Consider the following 12,976-nt stretch of genomic DNA (forward strand, 5'->3'; position numbering starts at 1 on the left):
CTTCAGGAGGGGAGCGATAATGCCCGACGAAACCATGCTTGAGGTTCCTGCCCGCAGCATTCCGGCGCCCAGCCACCTCAGCGCCGAGGCACGGGCACAGCTTGCCCATTGGACGCTGTCGAACCCGCCCTGGCCCGTGCAGGACGACATCCAGGGCTGGCGCGACCTGATCGCCGGCATGAACGCCATGGGCGAGGCAGGGCTCGGCATGATGAGCCAGCACATTGCCGCCGAGGTCGAGGAGATCGACGCCGATGGTGCGCGCGTCTTCGTCGTGACGCCAGCCGGCATCACGGCCGACGACGACCGCGTATATCTGGATTTCCACGGCGGTGCGATGCTCTGGGGCGACGGCGAAAGCTGCCGCGCGATGGGCAAGATCACCGCCGCGATGATGGGCGCCCGCGTCTGGGCGGTTGATTATCGAACGCCGCCCGACCATCCCTATCCGGCGCCGCTCGACGATTGCGTTGCCGCTTACCGCGCGCTGCTGCGCCAGTACTCACCCGATCGCATCATCTTCGGCGGCGCTTCGGCCGGCGGCAATTTCTCTGCGGCGACGATCCTGCGCGCCCGCGATGAAGGTCTGCCGCTTCCCGCCGCCTGCGTGCTGATGACGCCCGAGATCGATCTCACCGAATGCGGCGACAGTTTCCGGACGCTGCTCGGCATCGATACGGCGCTGACTTCCAGCCTGATGCCCGCAAATCTGCTTTACGCCGGAGGGCACGATCTCGCCGATCCCTACGTCTCGCCGCTGTTCGGCGATTTCACCAAGGGCTTTCCGCCGACCCTGCTGCAGAGCGGCACGCGCGACCTGTTCCTGTCTAACACCGTTCTGATGCACCGCGCGCTGCGCCGTGCCGACATCGAAGCCGAACTCCACATTTTCGACGCCGCAACCCACGTCATGTTCATGAGCGGGCCGGAAGCCGCCGATCGCACGCGCGAAGTGCGGTGTTTCGTCGACAGGCACTGGCGATAAGCAGGATATTATCGAGGAGAAATGAAATGCGTATCATCCTGACGGCAGCTCTAATGGTTCTGGCAGCACCGACAGCTCTCATGGCCGCGCCGGTCGCTGCGGGCGCACCCGCAGCCAACGCCTTGTCGGTCGAAACGACGGACCTCGGCACCTTGCTCGACAATGCGGATGCCAAGGCGGTGCTGATGAAGCATATTCCCGCGATTGTCGGCAACGACCAGATCGCCATGGCTCGGCCCATGACCTTGAAGCAGCTGCAGCAGTATTCTGGCGACAGCCTTACCGACGAAAAGCTGGCTCTGATCCAGTCCGACCTGGACAAGCTTGCAAAACGCTGAGTTTGGAACCGTTTCGGCCCGGCTGCGCCGCATAGAAAGGACATCGCAATGTCTTCCGAGATCTCGGGTGCGCCGATCGATAGTGCGGCCAGCCACGCGCGGCCTTCTACCCCCGAAGAACTTCGGGTCATGAAGGTGGTGGCGGCGAAGCTCGACGAGGCCAGGCACAGGCAGGACGGCCCCGCGTTCCTGGAGACCTTCCATGAGAGCGCGATTTGCGAGTTCAAGCCGGCGGGATTGCGAATAACCGCACGGGCAACGATCGCCGAGATGTTTCAGCGATCGGCGCCCGTACTGGCACCATCGTTGGCCTCAAGGCGACAATTGAGGGAGTGGTCGAACCAGAACGGGCTCCTGCGTGAATGGTCCTATCCGGTCCGATTGTCCTCGGGCGAAGAACTGCCGACCACCCAGCTGGAGATCATCGAGTTCGCCGACGGCCTCGAGAGCATATTATCCTATCGCCTCCGCATGAACGCCCTGTTCTCGAAACTGTTCGTTCGAGCGCTAGGAGAGGATTTTTCGTCGCTGCCCGGCGTAGAACGCGTCTCGGGCTGAAACCCTGCGAGAGGAGAACCAACGATGCCGACCCATCTCGACCTCAAAGGCATGATCGACGTTTCCAGCGTCCACACGCGATACGAATTCACCCATGAGATCGAACCGCTCATGGCGACGGTGCATCCCGAACCCTGTTGGATAATCGAACCCATCGGCTGCCGGATTGCCAGTACCGAGGGCGTGTCGCAGATGTACCAGCGGATGTTCCCGCTTATCGGCGCCATGGCCAATCCGGAAGTCGTCAACACCTGGTTCGCCGAAGACGGTTTCATCGGCGAGGTTCGGATCAGCAAGCCATCAAATGACGGCACCGTGCACTGTTCCTCCCAGTTCGCATGGTGCGAATTCAACGGCGATCTGATCAGCGGAGAGGGTAACTATTTCGACGAAGGCGACGTGGGCTACGCAGCCCATGCACTCGGCGAAGATTTCTTCCGGCTACCAGGCGTTACGGTGACACCGAGAGATATCTAGGCATTTGAGACATCGTCAATGCGGCCCCATCGCTAAGGGTCGAGAGCGGCAAGGGAGAAGCAGATGACCAGGCTTCGTGTGGTTGTGATCGGCACCGGAAACATCGGCGGCATCGCTGTCCGCTGCCTGCAGGGCAGGGATGATGTCGAACTTGTCGGGGTCTGGGGACGCTCTCGCAACATCGGGACCGATGCCGGACTGCTCGATACCGATCAGGCTTGCGGTGTGATCATCACGGACAGCGAAGAAGATATCTTCGCGCTACGACCGGATTGTGCCGTGATGGCTCTGAATATCAGGGATCCGATCGAGGCGGTCCGGGTCAATGGCGAATGGCACGTAAAGCTGCTCGAGCAGGGTATCAACGTCGTGACCGCCAGCGACGGCTCGCTGGTCTTTCCGCCGTCGCATCCCGAACAGGACTATGTCGCCCGCCTCGAGGCCGCCGGGATCAAGGGTGGCGCCACCTTCTACGCGAATGGACAGGAGCCTGGATTCGTCGATCATATGGCGATGCTGGCCACGACGCTGAGCAATACCATCAAGTGCATCACGTCCTACGAGCTGTTCAATTATTCGATGGTCCAGGAGCGTGCTGAAATGGCGGACATCTTCGGCTTCGACGAACTGCCCGAGAAGCAGGCGATTCTCGAACAGCCGGGTGCGCAACTTTACGTTTGGGGCGGTCCGCTGATCAATGTCGCCGACAAGCTCGGCTACAAGGTCGAAAGGTTCGAGGAACTCTACGAAAAGCGCGTGGCCGAGCGCGACATCAAGGTGGCTTTCGGAACGATCGAGAAAGGCAAGGTCGCCGCCATTCGCATCCGCACCAGCGCGATCATCGAGGGGCGCGAAGCCGTCGTCGTCGAGCACGTGAACCGGATGTGCGACGACATAGCGCCGGAATGGAGGAAGGCTGACACACACGGCTGCATGCGCATCGAAATAGAGGGCGATCCCAACATCGCTTTGGAATGCACGATTGGCGATCGACGCAAGCCCGAAGAACTGGGCTATGACGGGTACCTGATGACGGTGACACGGATCGTCAATGCGATCCCCTATGTCTGCGCGGCACCGCCAGGGCTGACTAGCTTCCGCGAATTGCCCTTGACTACGCCGAGCAGTGCCTTGCGCAGTGACGCGGTTTCGATCGACCATAAGATACTGCGCCCAGGCGGATAGTGCCGGCGGCGACTGGTCGCGATCTCAACTGTTCTCCTGCTGCTTACGACGTGCGATCGTTGAATCGCTCGGGCCGGTTCAAGAATTCCCCGCAGGGACATGTAGCTCGGCCTGATCGTCCTTTGATCACGAGCAACCTTGTGTCGACCAGGATGAGGTCTGCAACGGGTAGGGCAGTGGAGTTCCTAAAGGGGGAAGTGGAGTTCCGCTTTTTAATCCACTGTTCATGAAAGAAGACCGTCGGGCGCCGCTGTTCGCCTTGACGGTGAGACGGGTTTCGACGTCCGATGGGACCAGTCATTGTCTGCCGATCATTCTCTGGCTGCGTAGTTTCAAGCGATAGAATTTTCGGCGCTCGGCTGCTGTCGAATCTGCATCTACTCGCTTTTAAGGCGGCCCTACGTTCAGGTACACGACTAGGTCACGTGAGGGCCTCAAGCTTCTTTCGGCTGTATGTGATCATCGCTCCGCAGCGATGGCCTTTTGTACCTCGGCCCAGGACACCAGCTTGAAATTCTGAGCGTAGGGCGCGTTGTCGCCATCCTGCGCAACGAACAGTCCGGTCGGATAGTCGGGCCCGAAGCTTCCCCCCATCAGCGCGATGCCGTCGGTCTCCGATGTCGCGCCATAGCGTCCGGCGACAATGCGAAAGCGGCCGGCAGGCTCCATGTCCGGCAGCCGGTAGAGCGCATAGGAGCTGTCGCCCTGGCTCGAGACGACGAGCATGCCGCTGTCAGTGCCTTCGGTGATCAGCGCAACGCCTTCAGTGTCGGCGACGAGATGCTTGTTGTCGACCGCCGCGACCAGCTTGGGACTCGTCATTCCCTTGCCGAAGCGCCAGACACCGACGTCTTCCTCGCCGACATAGACCGTGCCGTCTCGCGGATCGACGACACAGCCCTCGGCCTGAGAAGCCAGCTTGTGGGTCGCCAGCAGCACCGACCTAGGCACACCGCCCAGGTCGATGCGATACTCGTTGACCGTGCCGTCCTTGAGCACCGAATAGGCGCGGAGGTCACCGCCGCTGGTGCCAAGGCAGATGCCATAGCCTTCGCCGCTGCCGCCATCGACGGCGCCCAGCGGCACGAGCTGCGCCGCGGCAGTGTCGAGCCGGAACAGCTGGAGCTTGGCATGCGCGATGTCGTTGCGGTCGCTCGCCGCGATGATCACACCCTGCGCGCCAAGGTCGGCGAGGTCGACGTTGTTGACCCGGCCGACATTGGCAAACGAGCGTCGCCTGCCGTCGAGGTCGTAGACGTGAAGTCCTGCCTTCTTGTCGGTGGCCACGATCAGGCTCGCTGCCGGATCGGCGGCATTGCGCCAGATCGCCGGATCATCTGCCGCGTCGGCATTGGCCGTACCCACCGGCTCGGTCTCGCCGACCGCCGTCACGGAGACGGCGGTGGGCGAGCCTACCGGCGGCGGCACCGTAGCGCAGCCGGCAAGGCCGGCCACGCTGCAGGTTAGCAGCAGTCGCCGCATCAGAAGTTGATCCGGATACCGCCGGTATAGCGGCGGCCGAAGCGCTCCCACTCGATCGTCTGACCGGTGGTGCTCGGCGAAGGGATGCCCGTCGCGGTCAGCAGGTTGCCCGGATCGGAGTAACGGCGGCCCGGGTGGTTCAGCAGGTTAGAGGCATCGAAGTAGATCTCGAAATTCTTGGTGAACGCGTAGCGCGCCGAGAAGTCGAGTTCGTCGTCCGAAGCCCAGTAGGTGTCGCCTGCATCGGCCAACGTGTCGGCGACAGTATCGAGCCACTTGCCGCGGTTCTGGTATTGCAGGCGCAGCGACAGGCCGTACTTCTCGTAATAAGCCCCGAGATTGTAGACGAAGTCCGACGTGCCCGGCAGCCGCACCTTGCGCGCTGCGACAGCGCCGGTGGCCGGCTTGGTGACCCTGCTGTTGTTGAGCGTCACGTTCGCCGAGATGCCGAAACCGCCCATGAAATCGGGCAGGCCGAGATCGTCGGTCCAGGGCTCGAGCTGCAGCTGCGCGGCGGCTTCCATCCCGTAGATGCGGCCGTCGCCGCCGTTGGTGATTCCCGAGAATCGGTAGCCCGAACGATCGATGCCGCCGCTGTTGAGCGCGTCCGATCCGAAAGTACGCGACGTTGTGTAGAGGACGTCCTTCACCTTCTTGTAGAAGGCGCCGATCATCAGATAGCCTTGCGGGCGCATGTACCATTCGAAATAGGCGTCTACGCCATAGGCGCGCTCGGGTTTCACGGCCGGATTGCCGCCGGAAATCGTCTCGTTGGTATCGTTGATGACGACATTGGGACGGAGCTGGTCGTAGTCTGCGCGCGCCGCGCCCGAGTTGAACGAGAGCCGGAATTTCTTCGTGTCATCGACGTTGTAGTTGATGTGCAGGCTGGGGAAGACCAGCGTCTGCTCCGCCTCGGCCGTGACCGGCCCGCTCGTTGCACCGATCGTGGCTACGGCGATGCCGCGGTTCTTGATGTGCTCGATGCGGGCGCCGCCGATCACCGATCCCCAATCGTAACGCACGGTACCCATGAGGAACCCGGCAAAGACCTGCTCGCGCACATTGTAGTTGTTCGCGGTTACCGGCGTCAGCGGGAAGGCAGCTCGCGCCTTCTCGGAGGCCGTGCGCATCTTGTCCGTATCGAAATAGCGGAACGTGTAGTCCATCGGGATCTTGCCGAGGAATGCCTGGTCCAGCGAGAACTGATTGTAGTCGGTGGGGAGGACCGTCGCGGCCTGAGTGGCGTTCAGTGCGATCTGGTTCTCGTTGGCGATCTTGGTGCGCTGGTCGAACTGGAAGCCCAGCTTGAACGTCGCGTCGCCGCCCAGGAATGCCGCTTCACGTCCGAGCACGAGCTTGCCGGTACAGGCCTTGGTCGTGTCGACGGCGTCGAGCACGGTGAAGCCCGACAGCGGCTTGGTGAAGGTATCGATCGCGGTGACCGCATCGCCGGCCTGGAACCGGGTCGGGCTGGAGAGCTGGATCGTGCGGAACAGTTGCAGGCGCGAGCGGTTGGGGTCGGAGAAGTCGTAGGCGACGGTCGGGCGCAGATTGCGCGTGCTGGGACTGTCCCAGGTCGCCTCACCGACGACCGAACGATCGTCCTTGGATTCGGTGTAGTTGCCGACCCACGACAAAGTCCAGGCGCCGTCCCCGAACTTGTGGTCGCCGGCCAGCGTGTTGGTGAAGACCGATTGGCGGAACGCGCGCAGGGTCGAGCGCTGGCGGATGTCGATGCCGTAGACGACGCCCTTCTGGGGCGTGTTTCCGATGCAGATGTCGCCATAACCCGAAGTTGTCGGCGTGGCGTTTACCGCCGGGGTGCAGGCGGCCGTATTGCCGACGAGATCGCCTTCGCGGTCGTCGAGGTCGAAGCGATAGTTGTCGCGCGCCTCGTCGTCGGTAAAGATCGTGTAGACCGAGCGTAGCGAGATCGTGTTGTCGGCGTCGGGCTTGTAGTCGACCCGGCCTGAAACCGACCAGTTCTTGCGGGTGAGGCGGTACAGCTTGTTCTCTGCCTCATGCGCCCAGAAGCGGTTCTGAAAGCCCGGCCGCTTGTCATTGGGGACGGGTTCGTAGTCGGTCTCGAAGTTGTCGGTGATCATGTTGCGTTCGTAGTAGCTGCCTGACAGCAGTACGCCGATCTCGCCGTCGCCCGCCTTGAAGCGGTTCGAGAGCACCAGCGAGCCTTCGTATTCCTTGCGGTCGCCGAGCTCGGCGAAGCCCATGCCCGCCTTGGCAGCGACGTGGAGGCCCGCATAGTCGAAGGCCGAGCGGGTGACGACGTTGACGTTACCGGCGACGGTTTCGCCCGGCATGTCCGGCGTGACCGCCTTGGACACGATGATCTGTCCGGCAATGGCCGAAGGGATCGAATCGAAGCGCGCGTCACGACCTTCGGGGCTGACGACATTGATCCCGTCGAACGACAGCGTCGTCCAGGTCTTGGGCGCGCCGCGCAGGTTGATGTAGCGGGCCTGGCCCTGGTCGCGCTCGACGCTTACGCCGGGAAGGCGGCTCGTCGCCTGGGCAATGTTCTGGTCGGGCAGCCGGCCGACCGAGTCCGATGCCGCGACGGTCACCAGCGAATCTGAAGCTTTCTGCACAGCGAGGGCGGCGGCCTCTGATTCTGCGATCGGGCGCGTGCCGGTCACGATGATGTCGCTGCCGGCGTCGCCAGCTTCCTCGGCTTGCGCAGCGCTAAACGGCAGAAGCGCAGCGGCGCCGCAAAGCAGCACGGCACGTCGATTGACGGATTTTAAAGTCATGGATCGCCCCCTGAACATTACCAAAAAATTACCTATTGGTAATGTTGGGCGCGCCTAGGGTGGGTTCGTGACCCTACGGCGTCAGATTTGCGTCGTTTTAATGACATTTGGGCGCGGGCCTGCTGCAAAATATATCCGGTCGAGCGACGGGTTCGGTTTTGGCGTGCGTGTAAGCTGTGTCGCGTCGGGGGATGCGGCAGTCATGGGGGCGCTTGGAGATAAGAACCATGATGAAGCAGATCATCGCCGCAGGACTCGCCGCGGCCACAATGCTTGCCGCACCGGCCTATGCCCGGGTCAATGCGCGCCAACACCACCAGCAGGACCGCATTGGCCAGGGCGTGCGCTCGGGAGAGTTGACGCGCCGCGAGGCTCGCGGGCTCGAGCAGCAGCAGATGCGTATCGCACGCAGCGAAGCCCGGATGCGTGCCAGCGGCGGCGGGCTGTCGCCGGCTGAACGTTCGAGGCTGGCTTACCGGCAGGACCGCGCCAGCGTGAACATCTACCAGCAGAAGCACGACGGGCAGGTGCGTTGATGCGCGCGGCGATGCTTTTCGCGCTCGCCATCTTGGCTTCGCCTGCCCTTGCGGCGGGCGGAGCTTCGGGCGATCAAGGCATGAGCCTGGCCGATTTCCAGGCTGCATTCCGTCAGCGCCTGTTGGCCGGGGACAGCAACCATGACGGCAAGATCAGCCAGGCAGAGCTCGCCGCAGCGCGCGAAGCGCTGGGCAGCGGCCGCGCCGGCAAGCGCGATCCGTCGCGGCTGTTCAAGCGCATCGATGCCGATGGCGACGGTGCGCTCGGTCCGGCCGAGATCGACCGGATCAGTGCTCGCCGCTTTGCGCGGCTCGATGCAAACCACGACGGTAGGGTCACGTCCGCAGAGCGCGGCGCGGCGCGGGGCGCTGCTCGCGGTAAAGGCCTCGGCATGGCGCGGCGCGGTGGCGGAATGGGAGAGCCGGGAGATTGAGGCGCGAGGGTCTCGGCCTTGACCCCGCTGCCCATCGGCGAGGATCCCGATGCGGACCTGCTGCGGCGGATAGCCCGCGGCGATGCCGCTGCAGCGCGTGCGATGGTCGGGGCCAAACTCCCGCGACTGCTGGCGCTGGCGACGCGGCTGCTCGGCGATGCGGTCGCGGCCGAGGACGTTGCCCAGGAAGCTATGCTGCGCGTCTGGCGCCAGGCGCCGCGGTGGAAGTCGGGCAGGGCGAAGTTCGATACCTGGCTTCACCGGGTCGCGCTGAACCTCTGCCACGACCGGATGCGGCGCTCACGACGCGAAGTTCTGGTGGACGAAGTGCCCGATCGGGCGGACACCGATCCGCTGCCCGACGCGGTATTGCTGACCGCGGCCACGAGCGAGCGCGTCGGCGCCGCGCTTCAGGCCCTGCCGCTGCGTCAGCGCGAGGCGGTTGTGCTGCAGTACTATCAGGAATTGTCCAACGTGGAGGCTGCGGAAGTGATGGAGGTCAGTGTGGAAGCGCTGGAAAGCCTGCTTTCTCGCGCCCGGCGCCGGCTGCGCCTGCTGCTCGTGGAGGATGGCCATGACGCCTGAGCGCCTGACGCAGATATTGGCGGCCTACGGTTCGCGTCCAGAGCGCTGGCCCGAGGGCGAACGCGCGGATGCGATGGCCTTGCTGGAGTCTGGCCAAGCCGGGCATCTGGATGCCGAAAGGCTCGACCGGGCGCTCGATCGCTTGACCGTAGCGCATCCCGATGCGGCATTGGTCGGGCAGGCGCTCGCCGGCTTCGCCGCGAGCAGCTCGCTTCTGCGCCGCTGGTGGTTCGCGCCGCTGCTGGCGGGATCCGGAGCGCTCGGAGTGGCAACGGGCGCGCTGATCCTGGCGTTGACGCCGATCGATCGCCGCGCCGGCTGGGGCGACGAGCACATGACGATATTTTCCGCGCCCGCGGACCTCGAGGAGAGCTCGCTGTGAAAGGCCGCGGCCTCCAGATCCTGCTCATGTGCTCGCTAGTGCTGAACGTCTTCGTCATCGGCGGGATCGGCGGCGCGGCGATCATGTGGCATCGCGCTGAGGCGCAGCGCCCAGTCGCGGCAGGCGGCCTAGGCCGCGCCGGGCGGCTGCGCCAGGCGGCCATGGCGCTGTCCCCGCCCTATCGCCGCGAGCTGAGGCTCACGGTTATCGAGACAATGAAGAACCTGCGGCCGCAAATCCAGGACGCCCGCGAAGCAAGGCTCGAAGCGGGCCGGCTGCTCGACCAGCCCAAGCTCGACGGGCCCGCGCTCAAGGCCGCGCTCGACAAGGCGCGTACCGCCGACGTTGCGATCCGCACGCGGCTGGAAACGGTCGTCGCCGACTTTGCCGCGCGGCTGCCTGCGGAGGAACGCGAAGCGCTCGCCCGCGCGCTCACCCCGCGGGGAGCGAAGCCATGATCGCCGCGATTGCGCTAAACCGCTTTGGCCTCGGCGCCCGTTCAGACGAGGCGGCGCCGGCTGACCCCAGGAAGTGGCTGCTGGGCCAGTTTGAGCGCTACCAGGCGAAACCGGCGGCCTGGGCCGCGCTGCCGTCGACCGGTGCGATCGCCACCGAATATCTCGTCGATCGCCAGCAGATGCGCAGCGCGGCCGATGCGGACAAGGCCGTGGAGCGCAAGCTGCTGGGCCAGGAGAGCCGCGAGACCTACCGCATGGCGGTCAATGCCCGTGCGGCCAGCGCGCTCGCCAGCGACACCCCCTTCGTCGAGCGGCTCGTGCATTTCTGGTCGAACCATTTCGCCATCTCGGCCGACAAGCTGGTGGTGATCCCCTTCGCCGGCGCCTTCGAGTCCGAGGCGATCCGGCCGCATGTGCTCGGCAAGTTCGAGGATCTGCTGCTGGCCGTCGAGCGTCATGCAGCGATGCAGCTCTATCTCGACCAGGCCCAGTCGATCGGGCCGAATTCGGCACTCGCAGGCCTCGCCGCGCAGCGCAATCCGCAGCGCAAGGAAGGGCTCAACGAGAATCTCGCGCGTGAGATCATGGAACTGCACACGCTCGGCGTGCGCACCGGGTACACCCAGGCCGACGTCACCGAGTTCGCCCGCGCGCTGACCGGCTGGAGCACGGGCGGGCTGGGCAGAGGCCAGCGGTTCGGCGGCGAGCCGGGCAGCTTCGTCTTCCGCCCCGGAATGCACGAGCCCGGGCCGCGAACCGTCATGGGCAAAACCTATGCCCAGCCGGGCGAGGGGCAAGCGGGCGCCATCCTGCACGACCTTGCGGCCGCGCCTGCGACCGCGGATCACATTGCGACCAAGCTTGCCCGACATTTCGTCTCGGACAGTCCCCCCGCCAGCGCTCGTGCAGCGCCTCTCCGCGGCCTTCGCTTCCAGCGGCGGCGATCTTCCCACGGTCTACCGCGCGCTGATCGAGGCGCCCGAGGCATGGGCGTCGCAGCCCGCCAAGTTCAAGACGCCCTGGGAGTGGCTGATCTCCGCCACACGCGGCATCGGTATGCGCGAACTCGGCGACGTCCAGGTTGCCCCAATGATGCAACAGCTCGGCCAGCCGGTCTGGCGGCCGGGTTCGCCGGCCGGCTTCGACGACATCGCCGCAAGCTGGGCTGCGCCCGATGCTCTGGTCCGCCGTGTCGAAGTGGCGCAGCGCATCGCCATGCGTGTCGGCGACCGGCTCGATCCGCGCGAACTCGCGCCAAAACTCCTTCCGGGCGCCTTGAGCGGTGAGACCGGTCAAGCGATCGCGCGTGCCGAAAGCCCGCCCACGGGCCTTGCGCTGCTGCTTGTGTCCCCCGAGTTCCAGAGGAGGTGAGGATGGATCTCGCCCGTCGTTCCGTGCTGTCCGCGATCGGCCTCGGCGCGGGTTTCCTGATCGCGCCGCGCATGGCTTTCGCCACGGTTGGGGGCGAGCGGCGCTTCGTCTTCGTCATTCAGCGCGGCGCCGCCGACGGGCTGAACACGGTGATCCCTTATGGCGATCCCGACTATGTCCGGCAGCGCGGGGCACTCGCGATCGATCCGGGCACGGCGATCAAACTCGACAGTCTGTTCGCTCTCCACCCCTCGCTGGTCGAGACCGGTAAAATGTATGCGGCGGGCCAGGCACTGTTCGTCCATGCCGTCGCCTCGCCCTATCGCGATCGCTCTCATTTCGACGGGCAGAACGTGCTCGAGACCGGTGGCGCCGCGCCCTATGCGGTCAAGGACGGCTGGCTCAACCGGTTGGTGGGGCTGCTTCCGAGCACGGCAGAAGCGCCGATTGCCATCGCGCCTACGGTGCCGCTCGCCCTGCGGGGACCGCGGCCGGTTAATTCCTATGCGCCTTCGACGCTGCCGCAGGCCTCCGACGATCTGCTTGCGCGCGTGACCCAACTCTACGCCGGCGACGCGCAGCTCCATGCGCTCTGGGCCGAGGCGATGGAGACGCGCGGTATGGCGGCCGATGGCAGCGGCGGGCCGCGCCAAGACCCTGCCAGCCTCGGCAAGCTCGCGGCCGCATTCCTCGCCAAGCCCGAGGGCCCGCGCATTGCCATGATCGAGATCGGCGGCTGGGACACGCACAGCGGCCAGAACGCTCGGCTCGCGTTTCAGCTCAAGAACCTCGACGCGCTACTCGCGGCGCTACGCGACGGCCTCGGTTCGGCCTGGGGGGGTACGACAGTGCTCGTCGCCACCGAGTTCGGCCGGACCGTAGCGGCCAACGGCACTGGCGGCACTGACCACGGCACGGCCTCGGCTGCGATGCTCGTGGGCGGCGCCGTTGCCGGCAAGCGCGTGGTCGCCGACTGGCCGGGCCTCACCGCTAGCGCGCTTTACGAGGGTCGTGATCTGAAACCGACCCAGGACATGGACTCCATGATCGCGGCCGTCACTGCCGAGAGCTTCGCGATCGAGCGTGAACAGGTATCGCGCGCGTTGTTCAAGCGCACTTTTCAGCCCGGATACGGCAAACCATTCTTGCTAGGGTGACCATTGTCGCCGACAAATCGGCCGTTCGACGACCTTTGACGCGCCCCTGGAAGCCGGGACGGTGCGAGCGCAGAGCGGATACAGGGGACCGAGGAAGGCTTCGATCGACCTGTAGCGCTCGTCGCACAGGAGGCGAGCGATGCTGTCTAGTTTCAGCAGAGCGTGCATTGTCGCCGTCTCCGCATTCCTGTGCGTATTCAGCGGTTCGCCCGCCGGTGCATAACCTGTTGCAACAAGTGGCCTTGGCGGCCTCATGG

The 12,976-nt window shown here is 64.8% G+C and carries 14 protein-coding genes and 1 pseudogene; 13 read left to right on the plus strand and 2 right to left on the minus strand.

Annotated features, from left to right (window positions below; all coding sequences use genetic code 11):
* Positions 1-19 precede the first annotated feature (19 nt).
* The 5 genes from KRR38_RS03440 (at position 20) to KRR38_RS03460 (ending at position 3,543) form a co-directional block, all read left to right on the plus strand.
* Positions 20-985 (plus strand): alpha/beta hydrolase, encoded by a 966-nt coding sequence (locus KRR38_RS03440; protein WP_254514628.1) that lies wholly within the window; start codon positions 20-22, stop codon positions 983-985.
* A gap of 26 nt (positions 986-1,011) precedes the next feature.
* Positions 1,012-1,323 carry a hypothetical protein gene (locus KRR38_RS03445; RefSeq protein WP_217398654.1) on the plus strand — a complete coding sequence of 104 codons (312 nt, stop codon included), beginning with the start codon at positions 1,012-1,014 and terminating at the stop codon, positions 1,321-1,323.
* 48 nt (positions 1,324-1,371) lie between these two features.
* Positions 1,372-1,881, plus strand: coding sequence for a hypothetical protein (locus tag KRR38_RS03450; protein ID WP_217398656.1), 510 nt, complete (start codon positions 1,372-1,374; stop codon positions 1,879-1,881).
* 24 nt (positions 1,882-1,905) lie between these two features.
* Positions 1,906-2,358 (plus strand): hypothetical protein, encoded by a 453-nt coding sequence (locus KRR38_RS03455; protein ID WP_217398658.1) that lies wholly within the window; start codon positions 1,906-1,908, stop codon positions 2,356-2,358.
* A gap of 63 nt (positions 2,359-2,421) precedes the next feature.
* Positions 2,422-3,543 carry a hypothetical protein gene (locus KRR38_RS03460; protein WP_217398660.1) on the plus strand — a complete coding sequence of 374 codons (1,122 nt, stop codon included), beginning with the start codon at positions 2,422-2,424 and terminating at the stop codon, positions 3,541-3,543.
* 459 nt (positions 3,544-4,002) lie between these two features.
* On the opposite strand, the gene KRR38_RS03465 is transcribed toward KRR38_RS03460, so the two are convergent.
* Together KRR38_RS03465 and KRR38_RS03470 are read right to left on the minus strand one after the other, a co-directional pair.
* Entirely contained in the window at positions 4,003-5,025 is a 1,023-nt protein-coding gene (locus KRR38_RS03465) for a phytase (protein WP_217398662.1), read from the minus strand.
* Complete coding sequence (locus KRR38_RS03470; RefSeq protein ID WP_254514629.1) at positions 5,025-7,796, minus strand: TonB-dependent receptor; 2,772 nt, start codon at positions 7,794-7,796, stop codon at positions 5,025-5,027. The genes KRR38_RS03465 and KRR38_RS03470 overlap by 1 nt, the downstream gene beginning before the upstream one ends.
* 227 nt (positions 7,797-8,023) lie before the next feature.
* Between KRR38_RS03470 and KRR38_RS03475 the strand changes: the two genes are divergently transcribed.
* From KRR38_RS03475 to KRR38_RS03505, 8 genes and pseudogenes are all read left to right on the plus strand, one after another.
* A complete protein-coding gene (locus KRR38_RS03475; protein WP_217398666.1) occupies positions 8,024-8,332 on the plus strand; it encodes a hypothetical protein in 309 nt (102 codons plus the stop codon).
* A gap of 80 nt (positions 8,333-8,412) precedes the next feature.
* On the plus strand, positions 8,413-8,766 hold the full coding sequence (locus KRR38_RS03480) for a signal transduction protein (RefSeq protein WP_254514630.1): 354 nt from the start codon (positions 8,413-8,415) through the stop codon (positions 8,764-8,766).
* Positions 8,767-8,784: 18 nt separating this feature from the next.
* Positions 8,785-9,351, plus strand: coding sequence for an RNA polymerase sigma factor (locus KRR38_RS03485; RefSeq protein WP_254514631.1), 567 nt, complete (start codon positions 8,785-8,787; stop codon positions 9,349-9,351).
* Positions 9,341-9,733, plus strand: coding sequence for a hypothetical protein (locus KRR38_RS03490; protein ID WP_217398670.1), 393 nt, complete (start codon positions 9,341-9,343; stop codon positions 9,731-9,733). The genes KRR38_RS03485 and KRR38_RS03490 overlap by 11 nt, the downstream gene beginning before the upstream one ends.
* Entirely contained in the window at positions 9,730-10,191 is a 462-nt protein-coding gene (locus KRR38_RS03495) for a periplasmic heavy metal sensor (RefSeq protein WP_217398672.1), read from the plus strand. The genes KRR38_RS03490 and KRR38_RS03495 overlap by 4 nt, the downstream gene beginning before the upstream one ends.
* Positions 10,188-11,015: pseudogene (locus KRR38_RS37290) on the plus strand (DUF1800 family protein); the annotation flags it as partial. The gene KRR38_RS03495 and the pseudogene KRR38_RS37290, both read left to right, overlap by 4 nt.
* Positions 11,016-11,094: 79 nt before the next feature.
* Positions 11,095-11,562, plus strand: coding sequence for a DUF1800 family protein (locus KRR38_RS37295; protein ID WP_309140967.1), 468 nt, complete (start codon positions 11,095-11,097; stop codon positions 11,560-11,562).
* A gap of 2 nt (positions 11,563-11,564) precedes the next feature.
* Complete coding sequence (locus tag KRR38_RS03505) at positions 11,565-12,719, plus strand: DUF1501 domain-containing protein (protein ID WP_217398674.1); 1,155 nt, start codon at positions 11,565-11,567, stop codon at positions 12,717-12,719.
* Positions 12,720-12,976 lie beyond the last annotated feature (257 nt).

The sequence above is a fragment of the Novosphingobium sp. G106 genome, assembly GCF_019075875.1.
Lineage (GTDB): Bacteria > Pseudomonadota > Alphaproteobacteria > Sphingomonadales > Sphingomonadaceae > Novosphingobium.